Annotated in this window: 19 protein-coding genes, 1 tRNA gene and 2 riboswitches; of the genes, 8 read left to right on the top strand and 12 right to left on the bottom strand. The window is 62.2% G+C overall.

From position 1 onward, the window contains the following. On the top strand, positions 1-447 hold the full coding sequence (locus tag ACMHLQ_RS10760) for a DUF6691 family protein (protein WP_415404781.1): 447 nt from the start codon (positions 1-3) through the stop codon (positions 445-447). Positions 448-747: 300 nt separating this feature from the next. Here ACMHLQ_RS10760 and ACMHLQ_RS10755 read toward each other — a convergent pair. Beyond that, positions 748-823: transfer RNA gene (locus ACMHLQ_RS10755), tRNA-Lys, on the bottom strand. A gap of 97 nt (positions 824-920) precedes the next feature. Between ACMHLQ_RS10755 and dapF the strand changes: the two genes are divergently transcribed. Further along, positions 921-1,760 (top strand): diaminopimelate epimerase, encoded by an 840-nt coding sequence (gene dapF, locus ACMHLQ_RS10750; protein WP_415404780.1) that lies wholly within the window; start codon positions 921-923, stop codon positions 1,758-1,760. Next, positions 1,757-3,007, top strand: a complete 1,251-nt coding sequence (gene mtaB, locus ACMHLQ_RS10745) for a tRNA (N(6)-L-threonylcarbamoyladenosine(37)-C(2))-methylthiotransferase MtaB (RefSeq protein WP_415404779.1) — start codon at positions 1,757-1,759, stop codon at positions 3,005-3,007. Before dapF ends, mtaB begins: the two co-directional genes overlap by 4 nt. On the opposite strand, the gene ACMHLQ_RS10740 is transcribed toward mtaB, so the two are convergent. From ACMHLQ_RS10740 to ACMHLQ_RS10715, 6 genes are all read right to left on the bottom strand, one after another. After that, positions 3,004-3,372 carry a DUF1304 domain-containing protein gene (locus tag ACMHLQ_RS10740; protein ID WP_415404778.1) on the bottom strand — a complete coding sequence of 123 codons (369 nt, stop codon included), beginning with the start codon at positions 3,370-3,372 and terminating at the stop codon, positions 3,004-3,006. The genes mtaB and ACMHLQ_RS10740 overlap by 4 nt on opposite strands. A 119-nt stretch (positions 3,373-3,491) precedes the next feature. Then, the gene (locus ACMHLQ_RS10735; protein WP_415404777.1) at positions 3,492-4,283 is read right to left on the bottom strand and encodes a cytochrome c1; all 792 of its coding nucleotides are present in this window, start codon (positions 4,281-4,283) and stop codon (positions 3,492-3,494) included. Positions 4,284-4,296: 13 nt separating this feature from the next. Beyond that, the gene (gene petB, locus ACMHLQ_RS10730) at positions 4,297-5,640 is read right to left on the bottom strand and encodes a cytochrome b (RefSeq protein WP_415404776.1); all 1,344 of its coding nucleotides are present in this window, start codon (positions 5,638-5,640) and stop codon (positions 4,297-4,299) included. Positions 5,641-5,655: 15 nt separating this feature from the next. Further along, on the bottom strand, positions 5,656-6,219 hold the full coding sequence (gene petA / locus ACMHLQ_RS10725; protein ID WP_415404775.1) for a ubiquinol-cytochrome c reductase iron-sulfur subunit: 564 nt from the start codon (positions 6,217-6,219) through the stop codon (positions 5,656-5,658). A gap of 332 nt (positions 6,220-6,551) precedes the next feature. After that, positions 6,552-7,154 (bottom strand): glutathione S-transferase, encoded by a 603-nt coding sequence (locus tag ACMHLQ_RS10720; RefSeq protein WP_415404774.1) that lies wholly within the window; start codon positions 7,152-7,154, stop codon positions 6,552-6,554. Positions 7,155-7,184: 30 nt separating this feature from the next. Further along, positions 7,185-7,799, bottom strand: coding sequence for an FMN-binding negative transcriptional regulator (locus ACMHLQ_RS10715; protein ID WP_415404773.1), 615 nt, complete (start codon positions 7,797-7,799; stop codon positions 7,185-7,187). A 66-nt stretch (positions 7,800-7,865) separates the two neighbouring features. Further along, a riboswitch (FMN riboswitch) is annotated at positions 7,866-8,012 on the top strand. Positions 8,013-8,090: 78 nt separating this feature from the next. On the opposite strand from ACMHLQ_RS10715, the gene ACMHLQ_RS10710 reads away from it, so the two are divergent. Beyond that, positions 8,091-8,531, top strand: coding sequence for a 6,7-dimethyl-8-ribityllumazine synthase (locus ACMHLQ_RS10710; RefSeq protein ID WP_415404772.1), 441 nt, complete (start codon positions 8,091-8,093; stop codon positions 8,529-8,531). Here ACMHLQ_RS10710 and ACMHLQ_RS10705 read toward each other — a convergent pair. From ACMHLQ_RS10705 to ACMHLQ_RS10695, 3 genes are read right to left on the bottom strand one after another with little or no spacing between them, the layout of a single operon-like run. Further along, positions 8,520-9,212 carry an ATP-binding cassette domain-containing protein gene (locus ACMHLQ_RS10705; RefSeq protein ID WP_415404770.1) on the bottom strand — a complete coding sequence of 231 codons (693 nt, stop codon included), beginning with the start codon at positions 9,210-9,212 and terminating at the stop codon, positions 8,520-8,522. The genes ACMHLQ_RS10710 and ACMHLQ_RS10705 overlap by 12 nt on opposite strands. Further along, positions 9,199-10,755, bottom strand: coding sequence for a thiamine/thiamine pyrophosphate ABC transporter permease ThiP (locus ACMHLQ_RS10700; protein WP_415404769.1), 1,557 nt, complete (start codon positions 10,753-10,755; stop codon positions 9,199-9,201). The genes ACMHLQ_RS10705 and ACMHLQ_RS10700 overlap by 14 nt, the downstream gene beginning before the upstream one ends. Then, the gene (locus ACMHLQ_RS10695; protein WP_415404768.1) at positions 10,731-11,711 is read right to left on the bottom strand and encodes a thiamine ABC transporter substrate-binding protein; all 981 of its coding nucleotides are present in this window, start codon (positions 11,709-11,711) and stop codon (positions 10,731-10,733) included. The genes ACMHLQ_RS10700 and ACMHLQ_RS10695 overlap by 25 nt, the downstream gene beginning before the upstream one ends. A 40-nt stretch (positions 11,712-11,751) precedes the next feature. Beyond that, positions 11,752-11,852, bottom strand: a riboswitch (TPP riboswitch). Positions 11,853-11,938: 86 nt separating this feature from the next. Between ACMHLQ_RS10695 and ACMHLQ_RS10690 the strand changes: the two genes are divergently transcribed. After that, positions 11,939-12,322, top strand: coding sequence for a VOC family protein (locus ACMHLQ_RS10690; protein WP_415404767.1), 384 nt, complete (start codon positions 11,939-11,941; stop codon positions 12,320-12,322). 54 nt (positions 12,323-12,376) lie between these two features. Beyond that, positions 12,377-13,477 carry a chorismate synthase gene (gene aroC / locus ACMHLQ_RS10685; RefSeq protein WP_415404766.1) on the top strand — a complete coding sequence of 367 codons (1,101 nt, stop codon included), beginning with the start codon at positions 12,377-12,379 and terminating at the stop codon, positions 13,475-13,477. Here the strand turns inward: aroC and ACMHLQ_RS10680 are convergent. Then, positions 13,474-14,007, bottom strand: a complete 534-nt coding sequence (locus ACMHLQ_RS10680) for a TetR/AcrR family transcriptional regulator (protein ID WP_415404764.1) — start codon at positions 14,005-14,007, stop codon at positions 13,474-13,476. The genes aroC and ACMHLQ_RS10680 overlap by 4 nt on opposite strands. Positions 14,008-14,194: 187 nt before the next feature. Here ACMHLQ_RS10680 and ACMHLQ_RS10675 point away from each other — a divergent pair, with 187 nt between their 5' ends. Together ACMHLQ_RS10675 and ACMHLQ_RS10670 are read left to right on the top strand one after the other, a co-directional pair. Then, positions 14,195-14,590 carry a DM13 domain-containing protein gene (locus tag ACMHLQ_RS10675; RefSeq protein WP_415404763.1) on the top strand — a complete coding sequence of 132 codons (396 nt, stop codon included), beginning with the start codon at positions 14,195-14,197 and terminating at the stop codon, positions 14,588-14,590. A 42-nt stretch (positions 14,591-14,632) separates the two neighbouring features. After that, positions 14,633-15,568, top strand: coding sequence for a DMT family transporter (locus ACMHLQ_RS10670; protein ID WP_415404762.1), 936 nt, complete (start codon positions 14,633-14,635; stop codon positions 15,566-15,568). Between the two features lie 31 nt (positions 15,569-15,599). On the opposite strand, the gene ACMHLQ_RS10665 is transcribed toward ACMHLQ_RS10670, so the two are convergent. Next, positions 15,600-17,156 (bottom strand): alkaline phosphatase D family protein, encoded by a 1,557-nt coding sequence (locus tag ACMHLQ_RS10665; protein ID WP_415404761.1) that lies wholly within the window; start codon positions 17,154-17,156, stop codon positions 15,600-15,602. Positions 17,157-17,245 lie beyond the last annotated feature (89 nt).

The following is a 17,245-nucleotide window of genomic DNA, read 5'->3' as shown; positions in this document are numbered from 1 at the left end:
ATGCGCACGTTCTATACTTTTTTAGTCGGCGTGTTGTTCGGCACCGGGATCGCACTGTCCGGCATGGCAAACCCCGCCAAAGTCATAAACTTCTTTGACGTCTTCGGCACATGGGATCCAAGTCTGGCATTTGTCATGGGGGGCGCAGTTGTCACCACCTGGATCGGCTATCGCCTTGTGCTCCGCAGATCTGCCCCGGTGTTTGAACCAACATTCGATATCCCACAAAAACGGACGCTCGATACAAGGTTGCTGGCAGGGGCAGGTATCTTTGGTGTCGGTTGGGGGATCGCCGGGTTCTGCCCCGGTGGCGCGCTTCCCGCTTTGGGGACACTCGACAGTCGTGTGATTATCTTTGTGGCCGCACTCGTTGTGGGGATGCTCGGCACACGGTTTTTGCTGGACCGAGCGGCGGCCCAAGCGCGGGGCTCGGAGTTTGTCAGCTGACGGCCCAGGACGTCCCGATGATCGACATGATGTCCAGACCGGGGCGCCATGCCATTTACCACTTCCGCGCCATCCATCTATAAGGTCCGTAGATTAACGCTGTCTCTGGCGGTGTATTTTTTTGCATCGGCAGGCTTGCGCGCGTTGCGCGTTTCGATGCGGTGCTGAGTTCCTTTTCGCGCAGGGTGTTGAATGTGCCCTTGAGGTTGACGGCAATCTGGCTGTCGGAAGTCTAGCCAAAAAAGGAAGGAAAACCGTCGCAAAGGAACGATCAGGTGTCATCCGTCAGACGGGGTTTAGTGGTGAGCCGTGCAGGGTTCGAACCTGCGACCCACTGATTAAAAGTCAGTTGCTCTACCAACTGAGCTAACGGCCCACTAGGCGGCCTATCTAGAAAGGGCGGGCGATAGGGTCAAGCCGATTCTGAGATGTTTTTCTGCGACATACTGGATTCCTCAAAACCCGGGCGTTATATGCGCCGGATGCAACAGAACCGACCCACCCGTTGGCCCTTCATGAAGATGCATGGGCTTGGCAACGATTTCGTTGTTGTGGATGCGCGCGCGCAGCCGGTGGCTCTGGATGTGCCTCTGGTGCAGGGCTTGGCGGACCGCCACCGTGGCGTGGGATTTGACCAGTTGGCCGTGATCTCGGACGGCGACGATCTGACGATCACCTTCTACAATGCTGACGGTTCGCATTCGTCGGCCTGCGGCAATGCCACCCGCTGTATCGCAGCGCGGGAGATGGGCCTGACCGGGGCCGATAAGCTCGCCATCACGGTGACGGGGCGTGGCGGCTTGACCGCTGTGCGCGACGCGGCGGGCGTCACTGCCGTAAACATGGGTCAACCACAGACGGATTGGCAGGACATCCCCCTGGCGCAAGACGTCGACACGCTGGCGCTGCCCATCGATGGTGCCCCGGTCGCCACCGGCATGGGCAACCCGCACTGCACCTTCTTTGTGGAGGATGTGGACGCCATCGACCTGGCCCGGATCGGCCCGCAAATTGAACATCATCCGCTCTATCCCGAACGTACCAATGTCCAGTTCGCGCAAATCATCGGCCCCGATCACATTCGGATGCGGGTCTGGGAACGCGGCACCGGGATCACGCTGGCCTCTGGTTCGTCTTCTTGCGCCACGGCTGTGGCCGCACACCGCAAGGGGTTGACCGGGCGCAAGGCCCAGATCGACCTCGACGGCGGCACGCTGCATATCGACTGGCGCGACGATGGTGTCTGGATGTCCGGGCCCACCGCGCATGTCTTTGACGGTGTGCTGACGCAAGATTTTCTCGACAGCTTATGAGCGCGCCTGTCTTCTCCAATCACGGCTGCCGCCTGAACGCCTATGAGACCAAGGCGATGGAAGAGCTGGCAAGCGGTGCGGGCATCGAAAACGCGGTTGTCGTGAACACCTGCGCCGTGACGGCAGAGGCGGTGCGCAAGGCGCGCCAGGACATCCGCAAGCTGCGCAGGACCCACCCGGATGCCAAGCTGATCGTGACGGGTTGTGCGGCACAGACCGAACCGGACACCTTTGCCAATATGGACGAGGTCGATGTGGTCATCGGCAACACCGAAAAGATGCAAGCTGGCACGTGGGCCGCCCTGGCTGGCGACTTCGGCACCGAGCCTGTGCAGGTCGATGACATCATGTCTGTCACCGAAACGGCAGGCCACCTGATTGACGGCTTTGGCACGCGGTCACGGGCCTATGTGCAGGTCCAGAACGGGTGTGATCACCGCTGCACCTTCTGCATAATCCCTTACGGGCGCGGCAATTCCCGGTCGGTCCCGGCAGGCGTCGTGGTGGACCAGATCAAACGGCTTGTGGATCGCGGCTTTAACGAAGTGGTGCTGACCGGCGTTGACCTCACCTCATGGGGCGCCGATCTGCCGTCCGAACCGCGCCTTGGCGATCTGGTGTTGCGCATCCTCAAGCTGGTGCCTGACTTGCCGCGTTTGCGGATCAGCTCCATCGACTCGATCGAGGTGGACGGGGTGCTGATGCAGGCCATCGCGACAGAGCCTCGGCTGATGCCGCATCTGCACCTGTCCCTGCAGCACGGCGACGACATGATCCTCAAACGGATGAAGCGTCGGCACCTGCGCGACGATGCCATCCAGTTCGCGCAAGAGGCGCGGCGGCTGCGGCCCGACATGACCTTTGGGGCTGACATCATCGCAGGCTTCCCAACCGAGACCGAGGCGCATTTCGAAAACGCGCTGAAGCTGGTCGAGGAGTGCGATCTGACCTGGCTCCACGTCTTTCCCTACTCGCCCCGCGCAGGCACGCCCGCCGCGCGAATGCCACAAGTCAATGGCGCGGCGATCAAGGAACGGGCCGCGCGGCTGCGCGCCGCAGGGGCAGAGGCCGTCACGCGCCACCAGCAGGCGCAAATGGGCCGCACCCATCAGGTGCTGATGGAAAGCCCGACCATGGGCCGCACGGCGCAATTTGCCGAGGTGCAGTTCGACAGCGCCCAACCCGAAGGCCAGATTGTCACAGCCCAGATTTCAGGGATCAGGAACGGCCAGCTGGTCGCTGCCTAGGCCTTGCGAAACGCAAACAGGCTGGCAAGGGCCAAAGCCGCCGGGATGGCCTGTACGTACAACGTCGTCGGCAGGATGAGCGCGCCATAGAGGCCCGCCGCCAGCACGCAGAATAGGAAGTACATAGCGACATTGCGCTGCCAGTCCTGTGTGCGGATCAGCAAAGCCCAGATCAAGCCCCCGGCAAGGAACAGATTGTAGAGGCCCTGGTTCGCCGCCATCCCCGCCGTGGGCGGGAACAGTTCAGGGTCCATAAAGGTAAAGACGTCGGGCCCCCGGCTCTCCCAGGCGAACATCTCGATATAGCAGAAATAGATATGGGCCAGGGCGATCACGCCGATCAATACTTTGGAAATGACGCTCATGGCAGGCTCCTCGCAACACTGCACGCGAGTGTGACTTGCTGAGACTGCCGGGGCAAGGGGCGACGGGCCCAAAAAAAACCCCGCCAAGGCGGGGCTTTTCGTTCAAACCGAAAGGTCTGTTACTTCTTCTTGTAGCGGGCCTTGACCGGCGCCCAGAGGCGCTTGTTGGTCAGGTACAGCAGCACCGACAGGATGGTCAGGAACACAACGCCGACAAAGCCAGCCTGCTTGCGTGCCACCAGCTTGGGCTCGGCCGTCCACATCAGGAAGGCCGAGACATCCTCGGCGATGTGATGCAGGTCGTTGGCGTGGCCATCTGCATACTCCACGTCCTCGCCGTAAAGCGGGGGCGCCATGGCGATCCAGCCACCGGGGAAGATGGTGTTTTCGTAGAGAACCGCACCGGCCTCCTCTTTCTCTTCGCCCGTGTATCCCAGCAAAAGGGCCGTGATGTACTCGGGTCCGCCCATGCCTTTCATCAACTGGTTGATGCCAAGACCATAGGGGCCGTGGAATCCCGCACGCGCCTTGGCCATCATGGTCAGGTCGGGCGCGTTTTCCAGGTTGCTGCCGGGGAAGTGATCGTTTTCGGTCGCCGTGCGGAAATCATCCAGCTCGGGGTCGAACACTTCGTAGAACTCGGCATAGGCACGTACCTGATCTTCGGGCAGGTCCGGGCCACCTTCGTCGCCCAGGGTGCGGATCGGCACATATTGCAAGCCGTGGCAAGCTGCGCAGATCTCGGTGTAGACCTGCAAGCCACGCTGCAACTGGTTCTGGTCATAGGACCCGAACGGGCCGTCAAAGGAAAAGTCGATGTTTTCCACATGACCGGTTGCCTCGCCAGCGGCGAAGGCGCCGGTGGTCAGCATCACTGCCGCCACCGCGCTTGCTGCAAGTTTCTTGAACATTTGCAGTCTCTCCTTATTCCGCAGGTTGCGACGATGGGGCCGCGCCCGCATCACCACCACCAACATGTGCGGCAAAGTCTTCTTCGATGGTCGCTGGCGGCGTTTCCGGTTTCTCGATCACGCCCAAGAGGGGCAGAATCACCAGGAAGTAGGCAAACCAGTAGGCCGAGGCGATCAGCGACAGGGTCGCATAGGGCTCTTCCGCAGGCATCGCACCCAGCCACATCAGGGCAAAGAAGTCGACGACCAGCAGCCAGAACCACCATTTCAGCATCGGGCGATAGCGACCGGACCGGACCGACGATGTGTCGAGCCATGGGGCCAGCGCCATCACGGCAATCGCACCGAACATCGCCATCACACCAAAGAACTTGGCGTCAATGATGCCGCCTGTCAGCGTCTCGGCAATGATCACCACCCAGACGTCCGCGGTAAAGGCACGCAGGATCGCGTAGAAGGGCAGGAAGTACCATTCCGGCACGATGTGCGCCGGCGTCGCCAGCGGGTTCGCCTCGATGTAGTTATCGGGGTGGCCCAGATAGTTCGGCATGAAGCCCACGATGGCAAAGAACACCACCAGGATCACGGCCAGCGCAAACAGGTCCTTGATCACGAAATAGGGCCAGAAGGGCAGGGTGTCTTTCTCGGCCTCTTCCTTGCTGCCACGGCGCACTTCGACACCGGTCGGGTTGTTGTTGCCCGTGGTGTGGAAGGCCCAGATATGCACGATCACGAGGCCCGCAATCACGAAGGGCAAGAGGTAGTGCAGCGAGAAGAAGCGGTTCAGCGTGGCATTGTCCACGGCAGGCCCGCCCAGCAGCCATGTTTGCAGCGCCTCACCCACGAAGGGGATCGCACCAAACAGGCCGGTGATCACGGTCGCACCCCAGAAGGACATCTGGCCCCAGGGCAGAACGTAGCCCATGAAGGCGGTGCCCATCATCAGCAAGTAGATCAGCATGCCGATGATCCACGTGATCTCGCGCGGGGCCTTGTAGGACCCATAGTAGAGACCACGGAAGATGTGGGCATAGACCGCAACAAAGAACAGCGAGGCGCCGTTCATGTGCAGGTAACGCAGCATGTGGCCGCCATTCACGTTGCGCATGATGTGTTCGACCGACGCAAAGGCGTAGTCGACATGCGGCGTGTAATGCATGACCAGCACGATGCCGGTGATGATTTGCAGCGCCAGACAGAAGGTCAGCACGATGCCCCAGATCCACATCCAGTTGAGGTTCTTGGGCGTGGGGATCATCAGCGTGTCATAGAGCAGGCCAACAATCGGCAACCGCTTGGCTAGGCCCTTTTCCCAGGCCGCCTTTGGTTCGTAATGGTCGTGAGGAATTCCACCCATGGTTCGTTCTCTCCCTTAACCGAGTTGGATCGTGGTTTCGTCCACGAATTCAGCGACAGGCACCGGCAGGTTTGTCGGTGCAGGCCCGCGACGGATACGGCCAGCAGTGTCGTAGTGCGAGCCGTGGCAGGGGCAGAACCAGCCGCCAAAGTCACCCGCATCACCCAACGGCACACAGCCCAGGTGCGTACACACGCCCATCATCACCAGCCACTCGCCCGCTTCGTCCAGCGTGCGGTTTTCGTCCGAGGCGTCCGCGCCGTTGGGGGCATTGGCGTTCTCGGCACCCTGGTCGGGCAGGTCGGACAGCGACACGTCGCGCGCGGCCTGAATTTCTTCTTCCGTACGGCGACGGATGAACACGGGCTTGCCCAGCCACTTCACGGTCATCTGCGTGCCCGGCTCAAGCGTGCTGACATCGACACGGATCGACGCCAGGGCCAGAACGTCGGCGGATGGGTTCATCTGGTTGACCAGTGGCCAAACAGCGGCACCCGCGACAACCGCACCAGCGCCACCGGTGGCGTAGTACAGGAAATCGCGCCGGGTGCCGTCGTGGTCTTCTTCTGCGTGGGACACGGGGGACTACTCCAGTTTCCAACGACCCCGATGGGGCCAATATCAAAACGGGCGGCACCAAAGGCACAGCCACTTCTAGCTGGCTATCTAGCGGGGTGATGCCCTCACGTCCAGCACGCAAACTGGCACACGTGGTCGCAGGGGCTTGTAAGGCGGGGCCTGATTAACCCGTTGATAAGACTCAACGACCATTCGATGCGTGAACCACGCAAATGCGGCATAGCCGGTGCATGGAAAGTGTACGCATGTGGCAGCCCTTTTCCTCTTGTTCCTGTGACATTACCCCGTGTTTTCGGCGCGGGCCGCGAAATGGGGCGCCAAGCGAGGGGTGCTCAGGGCGTTGTGGCCTGCATCGATGGGCGTGCGGCAAAAGTTTCGTGCCACGTGGCCAAGGCCCCGCGGCCACTCCGCCAGCCCCGGGCGTCATGGCGCAGATCCAGATAACCCAGCGCACAGGCGACCGAGATGTGGCCCATGCCCACAGGTCCGGTCAGATGGCTCATCCAGCGTGCGTTCAATGCGTCCAGGGTCCGCTCGATCTTGGCCCATTGCGCCTCGACCCATTCGGGTGATTGCTGGGATGCGTCGCGCAAGCGCACCTCGTAGGCCATCGACACGGCACAATCCATGATCCCGTCGCCCGTCGCCTCCAGCGTCAACGTCTCCCAGCGCCCGCTACTGGCTGGATAGAGCCCACCTGCCCACAGATCATCCAGAAAGGCCGTGATCACCCGACTGTCATAGAGGGTAATGCCGTCATCCCGCTGCAAGGCCGGTATCTTGCCGAGCGGGTTTGCCGCCTTCAGACCGGCATGTGAGTCAAAGGCATTGGTAGTGATTGTGATCAGCTCGACTGCATCTGTCTTCTCCAATTCATGAAGTAAAACAACAACCTTGCGCACAAAGGGGGAGGCGGGTGAGTGAAGCAGCTTCATGACGATTCTCCGTGAAGGTTCGGGCGCAGCCTAGGCCCCGCACATCAGGGCAGCAAGCAGGCGCGTCTCGATCCCCATCCCGTAGGCATCCACGTGATCGGCGGCTTGCAGGCGCACCGCGTCGGGCTTGTTCTGGTTCAGCTTCCAGGTGCCATCGACACCCTCGATCCGCATTCGGCAGGGCACGATCTGGCGCATCATCTTTTCCAGCACCTCCGGCGTCATCTTGTCGGTCACCCATGGCGGCTTGGGCACCAACTGATCTTCGAAATGCTTGGACTGCCGGTCCAGCAAATCACGCATCTCATCCTGTGGGCGCAGTTCGAGAACGCCGGTGATGTGCACGGCCACATAGTTCCAGGTGGGCACCTGATCGGGCACGCCATACCAGTCGGGCGATATGTATCCGTCGGCCCCGCTCACTGCGATCCGGGCCTGCATCGGCTCTTTCAGCGCGCGGGCAATCGGGTTGGAGCGGACAAGATGCAGATGCAGTTCTGCGCCGTCCTCATCAATCAGGAAGGGGATATGCGCCATCACCGGCCCGTCCGCACCATTCACGGCCAAAACGCCAAACGCGCGTTCACGGACAAAGGCCAGGTTCCGCTCGGCTGACTCGGTATGGAAAATCGGGTTCGGATGCATGGAACAGAAAAACCTTTCACTACGCTGCGTCCCTCTTGCCTCTGCGCGCGGGCCTTGGCAACCTGTGCGCGTTCTCAGGGCGGGGCGGAATTCCCCACCGGCGGTATGTGGAACCGATCCACGAGCCCGCGAGCGCCTCGTTTCGGCGAGGGTCCAGCAGATCAGGTGAGAGGCCTGAGCCGACGGTCACAGTCCGGATGAAAGAGAACGCGCAGGGCCGCGCCAGCGATGGCGTCTGGTGCTGTGCGCAATCGCCTTGGGTGACGTGTCTGAACCTAAAGGAGATTTGCCATGACACACACCCGCTTCGCATTCGTAAAAGCCCGCTGGCACGCGGATATCGTCGATCGTGCCTATCAGGGGTTCACCGAACTGATCCTGCCTGCACAGGTCGACACCTATGACGTGCCTGGCGCATTCGAGATGCCGCTGATGGCCCAGACCCTCGCCGAAACAGGGCGTTATGACGCCATTGCCTGCGCGGCTCTTGTCGTGGACGGGGGTATCTACCGCCATGACTTTGTCGCCGCCGCCGTGGTGGATGGGTTGATGCAGGTCGGCCTCAAGACCGGTGTGCCGGTGCTGTCGGTGTCGCTGACGCCGCATCATTTTCAAGAGACCGCGCATCACATGTCGATCTACGCCGACCACTTCGTGACCAAGGGGCGCGAGGCGGCGCAGGCGGCGCTTGGCATTCTCGATGCCCGCACGTCCCTGCGCTCAGCGGCCTAGATAGGCGCGCAACGCTTCGGGCGGGTTGGCCATGATGTCGGCCACCGCCCGGGGTGTCTCGACCCGGCCCGCATCGACAAAGATCACCTGATCGGCGGCCCGCTCGGCATCCTCGGGCGCATGGGTAATCATCAGCACCGTCGCGCCGGTGTCGCGCGCCACGTCCGAGGTCAGGTCCAGCATCTCGGCGCGCAAGGCAGGCCCCAGCGCGGCAAAGGGTTCATCCAGCAACAACAACGGCTTGTCCTGCACCAGCACCCGCGCCAGCGCCGCACGGCTTTGTTGACCGCCCGACACATCCCCCGGCTTTCGATCCGCAAAATCGGCCAGTCCCACGCGGGCCAATGCGGCCATCACCCTCTCCCGCTCCTCGGGGCGCAAGCGCAGGACGGGCCGCAGGCCCAGGCCCACATTCTGCGCCAAAGTCAGATGCGGAAACAGATTGCCGTCCTGAAACAACATCGCGATGCCCCGCTGATCCGGGGCCGCGTCGCTGACATCCACACCGTCCAGCAGAACGCGCCCCATGCAGGGCACATAACCGCCCAAAGCGCCCAGTAGCGTGGACTTGCCCGCGCCCGAGGGGCCGATGACGGCCACGCGCTGGCCTGCCTCGACCTCGAAATCCGCGGACAGGGCAAAATCGCCCTGCTGCACGATCAGCCCCTCAACCTTCAGCATGCCGCCGCCCCCACATGTCGCATATCCAGAACATCCCGAAGGCCAGCGCCAGCAACAGCAGCGCCGCGCCCGCCGCTGCCTCGGTCCGATAGCTGCCCATCAGCCGGTACATCTGCAAGGGCAGGGTCGCGACCTCGGGGTCGGCAAACAGGGTGATCACGCCCAAATCCCCCACGGACAAGGCCGCTGCCAACCCGGCGGCAAAGCCCATCTGCGGGCGCAGGCGCGGCAGCAACACGATGCGCCAAAACGGCCAGCCGCGCAGGCCCAGCCCGGCGCTCAACCGCCCGTAGTCGGTGAACACCTGCCGCGTTGCGGGCAACAGGATACGCACCGCAAAGGGCAGCGCCATCATCGCGTTGACAAAGGCCGTGACCGGCAGGGCAAAGGCGACAGGCGAAGCCCAGGGAAAGATCAGGATGAACCACCCGGTGCCGATCATCAGCGGCGAGGCGACAAGGCCAAGCAGCGTCAGCGTTTCCGCCCCGCCCCAGCGTGCCTGCGCCAGCCAGGCGGCAATGGGCAGGGCCATCGCCATCAACAGGGCGGCACTGACCACGGCCACCCAGATCGACGTCAATGTCGCGGGCCAGATCGAGGCGGGCAATTGCACCAGCCCCGCAAGCCCTGACAGAACCACGCTCAGCAACGGCAACAGCAGGAACAGGGTCGCCGCAATGATCCAGAACCCGTCGAGCAAACGCGGCAGCCGCCCCGTGCGGTCCCACCGCCGCTGCACGCGGTCACGTCCGCTTTGCAACACCAAAGGTGGCAATATCCACAGCGCAATCACCGCCGCGACACCCGCAACAGCCAGTTGCAAGAGGCTCAGCACCGCCGCGCGCCCCAGATCGAAATCAAAGCGGAAGGCCTGATAGATCGCGAGCTCAATGGTCGTGGCACGGGGCCCGCCCCCCAACGTCAGCGCCACGGCAAAACTGGTCAGGCAAATGACAAGGATCAGGGCGAACGCCCCCGGTACCACCTGCCGCAGCACCGGCCATTCCAGCGTGCGAAACACGGCACCCGGCGCCAGGCCCAACTGGCCCACCAGCCGAAACTGCTCTGCCGGGATGGCCTGCCAGCCTTGCAGGATCAGCCGCGTCGCCAGTGGCATGTTAAAGAAGACATGCGCGAGGATCACGCCATGCGCGCCGTAGATCGACACCTCCGGCAACCCCGCTGCGTCTAGCGCCAGATTGACCCAGCCGCTACGCCCGAAGATCGCGAGGATGCCCAGCACAGCAACGATGACGGGCAGGATAAATGGGGCACCCAGCAAGGTGACCAGCAGCGCATGTCCCGGAACCTTGCGCCGGGCCAATGCGCGCGCCACGGGTACAGCCAGAACAACCGAGAAAAGGGCAGAGAGGAATGCCTGAAACAGTGTGAACCGAATGGCCTGCCACTCGGCCACGCGCAGACCAGTGCCCGGCTCGACCCGCAAACCAATCGCCACGAAGGCGGCCAATATCGCCGCGACAAGAACCCCTGTCGCGGCGATGCCCGGCCAGGGGCTTACTTGGACAGCGCTGCGCGCCATGTCTCGATCGCGCTTGCTTGCAAATCTGCCGCTTCGGTTTCGGAATAGAACAGCACCTTCTCGGGCAGGGGCAGTTGCGACCAGCCTTCGGGCCAGTCGGCCTGCGGCAGCGCCGAGGGCAGCGACCAGTTGGCGGTCGGGATGATGGTCTGGAAGTCACGCGACATCACATAGGCCAGGAATTGATCCGCCAGCTCGGGCTGATCGGTGCCTGCAATCTTGCCCACGGTTTCGACCATGAAATAGTGCCCCTCGGGGAAGATCGCGGCTTTCTTGGTGAAATCCTCTTCGGCAAACATGTGGTAGGCGGGCGAGGTGGTGTAGCTGAGGACCATGTCGGCCTCACCATCCGTGAACAGACCGTAAGAGGCAGACCAATCCTTGGTCACGGTCAGGATGTTGTCCGACAGCGCTTCCCACACCTCGGCCGACTTGTCGCCGTAAACGGCCTGTACCCACAGAACGAGCGCGAGGCCAGAGATCGAGGTGCGCGGATCCTGAATGACAATCTTGACGTCATCGGGCAGGTCCAGCAGGGCGTCGAAGCTGGCGGGCGGGCTGTCCATCGTCGTTTCGTTATAGATGAACGCCGTGTGCCCGTAGTTGAAGGGCAGGAAGGTGTCGTCGGTCCAGTCGATGGGCAGCGTCAGCGCGCTGTTGTCTTGCCCATGGGGCGCAAACAAGCCGGTCGCGCGTGCCTTGGCGGTCACGTCCGAGGTGAGGCCGATCACCACATCCGCCTTTGTCCGCTCGCCCTCCAGCAGCAGGCGGGGCACCAGATCGCCCGTCGACCATTCCAGATCGCATTCGCAGACCTTTTCGAATTCGGTCTCGATGATCGGGCCGGGGCCCCATTCCGAGGTAAAGTAATCGCCCGCATAGACCGTCAGTACGGGTGTGTCGGCCAAGGCCGAAGTTGCAGCCAGGCTGGCCGCCAAAGTCAGTGCAAATTTCATCGCGTCCTCCAAAGTGACAGAGGCGGCGGGATAAGGGTCTTGGGATGATCCAAACCTTCCCTCCGCCGGTGTTAACCGGTTCAGGTTCTACGGGTTCGCATCATTGCATCTCAGCCCTTTCAGGCACCCCGAGGTGAGGCGGACATTAGTGCGCTCTTTCCCGGTCCACAAGGCCGCTTGACCTCAAGCGGGGTTGAGGCCGGACAGTATCGAAAAAGGAGAGCGCCATGAGAATGAATCAGATCACCCTGACAGTCCGGGACTATGCGAGCGCGGTCGAGTTTTACACCCGCCTGGGCTTGCTCCAGATCGTTGCAACAGACCATGGGTACGCCCGGTTCGAAACGGAAACAGGCGAGACGCTGTCGATCTCGACAGACCCGGATGCGGCACCATCGAAAACGACTGTCTACTTCGAAGTAAGCGATGTCGCGCAAAAGGTGACGGACCTGCGCGCCAAAGGCCTGGACGTCGATGCCCCACCCGATCGCATGCGCTGGCTGTGGACCGAAGCCCATTTGCATGACCCGTCAGGCAACCGCATCTGCATCTTTTACGCAGGCACCAACCGCCGCTTTCCACCCTGGCGTCTGGATGGGCGACGGCAATGACTTCCAATTTGCGCATGGGCTTTGTATCTCTCGCCAGCAACTTGGAGCCGCCTCATGTCGATCAACAGCTTTGGCCATCTTTTTCGCGTCACCACATGGGGCGAAAGCCACGGGCCTGCACTCGGGGCCACCGTCGATGGTTGCCCTCCGGGTGTCGAGATTGACGAAGCCATGATCCAGCAGTGGCTGGACAAGCGCAAACCCGGTCAGAACAAATACACCACCCAGCGGCGCGAAGCGGATGAGGTGCGTATCCTGTCCGGTGTGTTCGAGGGGGTGACAACTGGCACACCGATCCAGTTGATGATCGAGAACACCGATCAGCGCTCCAAGGATTATGGCGATATCGCCGAGAAGTTTCGCCCCGGCCACGCTGACATCACCTATTGGCAGAAATACGGCATCCGTGACTATCGCGGCGGAGGCCGGTCGTCGGCCCGCGAAACAGCTTCTCGTGTAGCGGCTGGTGGGCTGGCGCGCGCCGCATTGGCCAAACTGGTGCCGGGGATCGAGATCAAGGGCTACATGACCCGTATGGGTACGCACGAGATCGACCGCGACCGGTTCGACTGGGACCAGATCGACCAGAACCCGTTCTGGGTGCCCGACGCCCAGGCGGCTGACACATGGGCCGACTACCTCGATGGTCTGCGCAAATCCGGCAGCAGCGTCGGCGCGGTCATCGAAGTGGTGGCACGCGGCGTGCCCGCAGGCCTTGGCGCGCCGGTCTATGGCAAGCTGGACACCGACCTCGCCGCCGGGATGATGTCCATCAACGCCGTCAAAGGTGTTGAGATCGGCGAAGGCATGTCCGCTGCCATGCTGACGGGTGAATTGAACGCGGACGAGATCAGCATGGGGCCCGATGGCCCGGAATATTCGTCGAACCACGCGGGCGGCATCCTTGGCGGCATCTCGACCGGGCAGGACATCGTTGTGCGCTTTGCGGTCAAACCGACATCTTCGATCCTGCAAACGCGCAAGACGATCACCAAGTCCGGGCAAGAGGCCGAGATCATCACCAAGGGCCGCCACGATCCCTGCGTCGGCATCCGCGCGGTGCCGGTGGGCGAGGCGATGATGGCCTGCGTGATCCTTGATCACCTGCTACTGGATCGCGGTCAGACCGGCGGCGTGCGCGGCCCCATCGGCTAGGCCAGCATCACACCTACCGACCGCACCGCGTTGCGCAATGTATCAGTGTCGATCCGGGCACGTGCCATGGTGCGCAGGCCCATGTACTGGGCAATCAGCATGTCGGCCAGGGCGCCGCGGTCTTCATCCGATTTGGCGGCGTGCTTTGGCGAAGCCTTCAATGCCTCGTACATACCGTCACGCAAGGCACCCAGGCCCTGGGACACGGCGGCTGCAATCTCGTCATCATAGGTGCTGGGCCCGGCGGCGGCCGTGCACAGCAAACAGCCACGCTGATCGCCTGCGGTCACGGCGCGGTATGAATTGGTGAACATGGTCATGATGCGTTCGGCCCCGTTGGGGATCGCGGGGTCGGTCAGCAGATCCACACCCGCTTGCACGGCCTTGCCCTCGTAATGTTCGAGAACACGCAGAAACAGCGTCTTCTTGTCCGTGAACGCCTTGTACAGGCTGCCACGGGTTAGGCCCATGCCGTCGAGCAGATCGGGCAGCGACGCACCTTCGTAGCCGTGGGTCCAAAAGACCTGCATTGCCTTTTCAACGGCAACATCTGTGTCAAACGATCTTGGGCGGGCCATACGCATCTCTCCGGTTTCCGTCTCTAATATAGGTTGGGAACCAAATAGTCCAGAACTCACGTCATCGTGTTTTGTACCGTTCGGTTCCGAATGATAGGTGAGGGTCAGACCAACCCCAAACCCTGCAAAGGATCACAAGATGTTCAAAACCCTGCAAACGCTCCTCGCTGTCGCCCTGGCGGGCTTCATTTCTTTCGCCGCAGTTTCTGCTGACGCTGGCACAGTCGCCACTGGTACGTTCACCGGCGCCTCTGATCACATCACCACCGGCGGTGTTGAAGTGGTCAAGAATGCCGACGGGTCGCACACCGTGATCCTTGGCGACGACTTCAGCCTGGATGGCGCGCCCGATCCGCGCGTGGGCTTTGGCAAGGACGGCAAGTATGATCTGGCCACCGGCATGGGCCTGCTGAAATCGCTAAACGGCAAGCAGACCTTTACAGTGCCCGCTGGCGTCGACCCCGCCGACTATAACGAGGTCTACATCTGGTGCCTGAAGTTCAGCGTGCCGTTGGGCGTTGCCGCGCTGAACTGACCGCTTGCCATTGGCGGCGTAACCCGACATGGGTCGGGGGACATGCAAGCACCCGCCACCCAGAACAAACCGGGCACCGCCATCGCACTCAAGCTGATGGCGGTGTTTCTGTTCATGGTGATGGCCGCAATGATCAAGGCGGCGACGCAGAACGTCCCCTCCGGGCAGGCGGTATTCTTCCGCTCGCTCTTTGCCCTGCCGATCATCGTCGGCTGGATCTGGCAAAAGGGAGAGCTGCGCGAGGCGCTGATCCCCGTCAACCTCATGGGCCACATCTGGCGCGGGTTGTTTGGCACCGCCGCCATGGCGCTGACCTTTGCCGGGCTTGGCCTGTTGCCGCTGCCCGAAGTGACGGCCATCGGCTATGCCACGCCCATGTTCACCGTCATTCTTGCGGCGCTCATGCTGGGCGAGCGTGTGCGTCTGTTCCGCATTAGTGCGGTGGCCTTGGGTCTTGTCGGTGTGATGATCGTGATCTGGCCGCAACTCTCGCTGGAGGCTCTGGGCACGGCAGGCAGCATCGGGGCGATCCTCGTGCTGGGCGCGTCGATCCTGCGTGCCTTTGTCCAGATCCACATTCGCACGCTGGTCAAGACGGAACACACCGCCGCCATCGTATTCTACTTCTCGCTGACGGCCACTGTGCTCAGCCTTCTCAGCCTGCCCTTTGGCTGGGTCATTCCGGACCCGCGTGATCTGACCTTGCTGATCTGTTCCGGGCTGGTGGGGGGCATCGCCCAGATCCTCGTCACCACCAGCTACCGCTTTGGCGGGGCGTCGATGCTTGCCCCATTCGACTACGCGTCACTGATCTTTGCTGCCCTGATCGGCTATGTGATCTTTGCCGAGCTACCGACGCTTGCCACGGTCACGGGCGCATCGCTTGTCGTGCTGGGCGGCGTTCTGATCATCTGGCGCGAACGCCAATTGGGGCTAGAGCGGCGGCGCGCCCGGTCCGTGACCGACCCCAAAGGGTGACGCGCACCGGCAGGACCGGTGCGCAATCGGTTCAGATGCTCGTGCCCTTCGGCTCGAGGGTGACGCGGTACAATTCGGTATCGCCCCGATCCATCAGGCGCACCGTCATCTCCTGTGTTGCCCCGTCAATGTCGACAAGACCAAAGAACTGCAAACCGGCGCTGGGCGGCAGGTTCACCCCTTGCTCTTCGGTTGGGGCCTTTACGTACCTGACCTCGGGGCCAAAGGTCGCGTCCAGCGCATTGGGGCCAAAGGTGCCAGCGTGCAGCGGGCCGGACACAAACTCCCAGAACGGTTCGAAATCGCTGAACTGTGCGTTGTTCGGATCGTAGTAATGCGCGGCGGTGTAGTGGACATCGGCCGTGAACCAGACGGTGTTGGCCACATTCGCAGTCTTGATAAAGCGGAGCAGTTCGGCCACCTCCAACTCGCGCCCCTTGGCGCCCGCATCTGTGCCGTCCGCAATCCCTTCGGAGCCCGCCTGTTCGCGGAAATTGTCCCATACGATCAGGCCGATCGGTTGATCCGAGGCAATGACCTTCCACGTGGCTGTGCTGCCGGCCAACTCGCGCTTCAGCCAGGCCATCTGCTCGGCCCCGATCACGCGGGTGCTGTCATCCAGCACGTCGCCCTGAGTGGCCGTGTTCGGCCCGCGATAACTGCGCAGATCGAGAAAGAAGACATCCAGCATGGGGCCATAGTTGATCTTGCGATAGACGCGGTTTGGCTCGGACGGGGTGATGCGCAGCGGGGTCATCTCGTGAAAGGCGCGCGTGGCGTGGGCCTGCAACACATGCACCGACTTCTCGGTATAGCGGTCGTCGCCCATCAGATCCTTGCTGTCGGACCAGTTGTTGGTGACCTCGTGATCGTCCCACTGCATGAAGGTCGGCACGGATGCGTTCAGTGCCTGCACGTGGGTGTCCATCATGTTGTATTTCCACTGGTCGCGGAACTCTTGCAGGCTCTCGGCCACCTTGCGCTTGGCGTCGATCAGGGTGGTGTTCTGCCAGATGACGGACCCGTCCTTTTCCACCGTGTCCTCCATCGGGCCATCGGCATAGACCGTGTCGCCGGAGTGGATGAAAAAGTCAGGCGTGTGGCGGGCCATAGTGGCGTAAGTCAGCATGCCCTCGTCATCAATGCCCCAGCCCTGACCCGCGGTGTCACCCGACCACGCAAAGCGGATGTTGCGGCGCGACATGGGGGCGGTGCGAAAGCGGCCAACCAGCGGTTCGGACGAGGCGTTGACGTCCGACAGGTCGGTGGCGGTGAAGCGGTAAAAGATGTCCTGATCCGAGGGCAGCCCATCGACCAGACGCTTGATTGCCATATCGCCGTTCGGGATCGCATCCATCGGTGCGAGACGGCGGGCGTTGGCAAAGCTTTCGGTGGTGGCCACCTCCATCTCGATCCGCGCGGGGCGATCCGTGCGGGTCCAGATCATGCCGGATGTCGTGTCGACATCGCCAGACTGCACCCCGTGGGTAAAGGTCGGTCGGCCAGACGCGCGGCTGATCGCCGGCGCGGCAAGAAAGGCGGTCGTGGTTGCGAGAAAGGCGCGGCGGGTCGGACGGATAAGTGGCATCAAAAGCTCCCTGTTGTCTGAATGGGGTCAGAGAACAGGGCGTGGGTAACGTTTGCTTGGCAGCGGTGTAACAGGGCAGCCAAGGTTTT

This window comes from Tateyamaria algicola, from assembly GCF_047715485.1.
GTDB lineage: Bacteria > Pseudomonadota > Alphaproteobacteria > Rhodobacterales > Rhodobacteraceae > Tateyamaria.
Note: the sequence above shows the minus strand (reverse complement) of the source record. Positions and strands in the feature narration are given on the sequence as shown.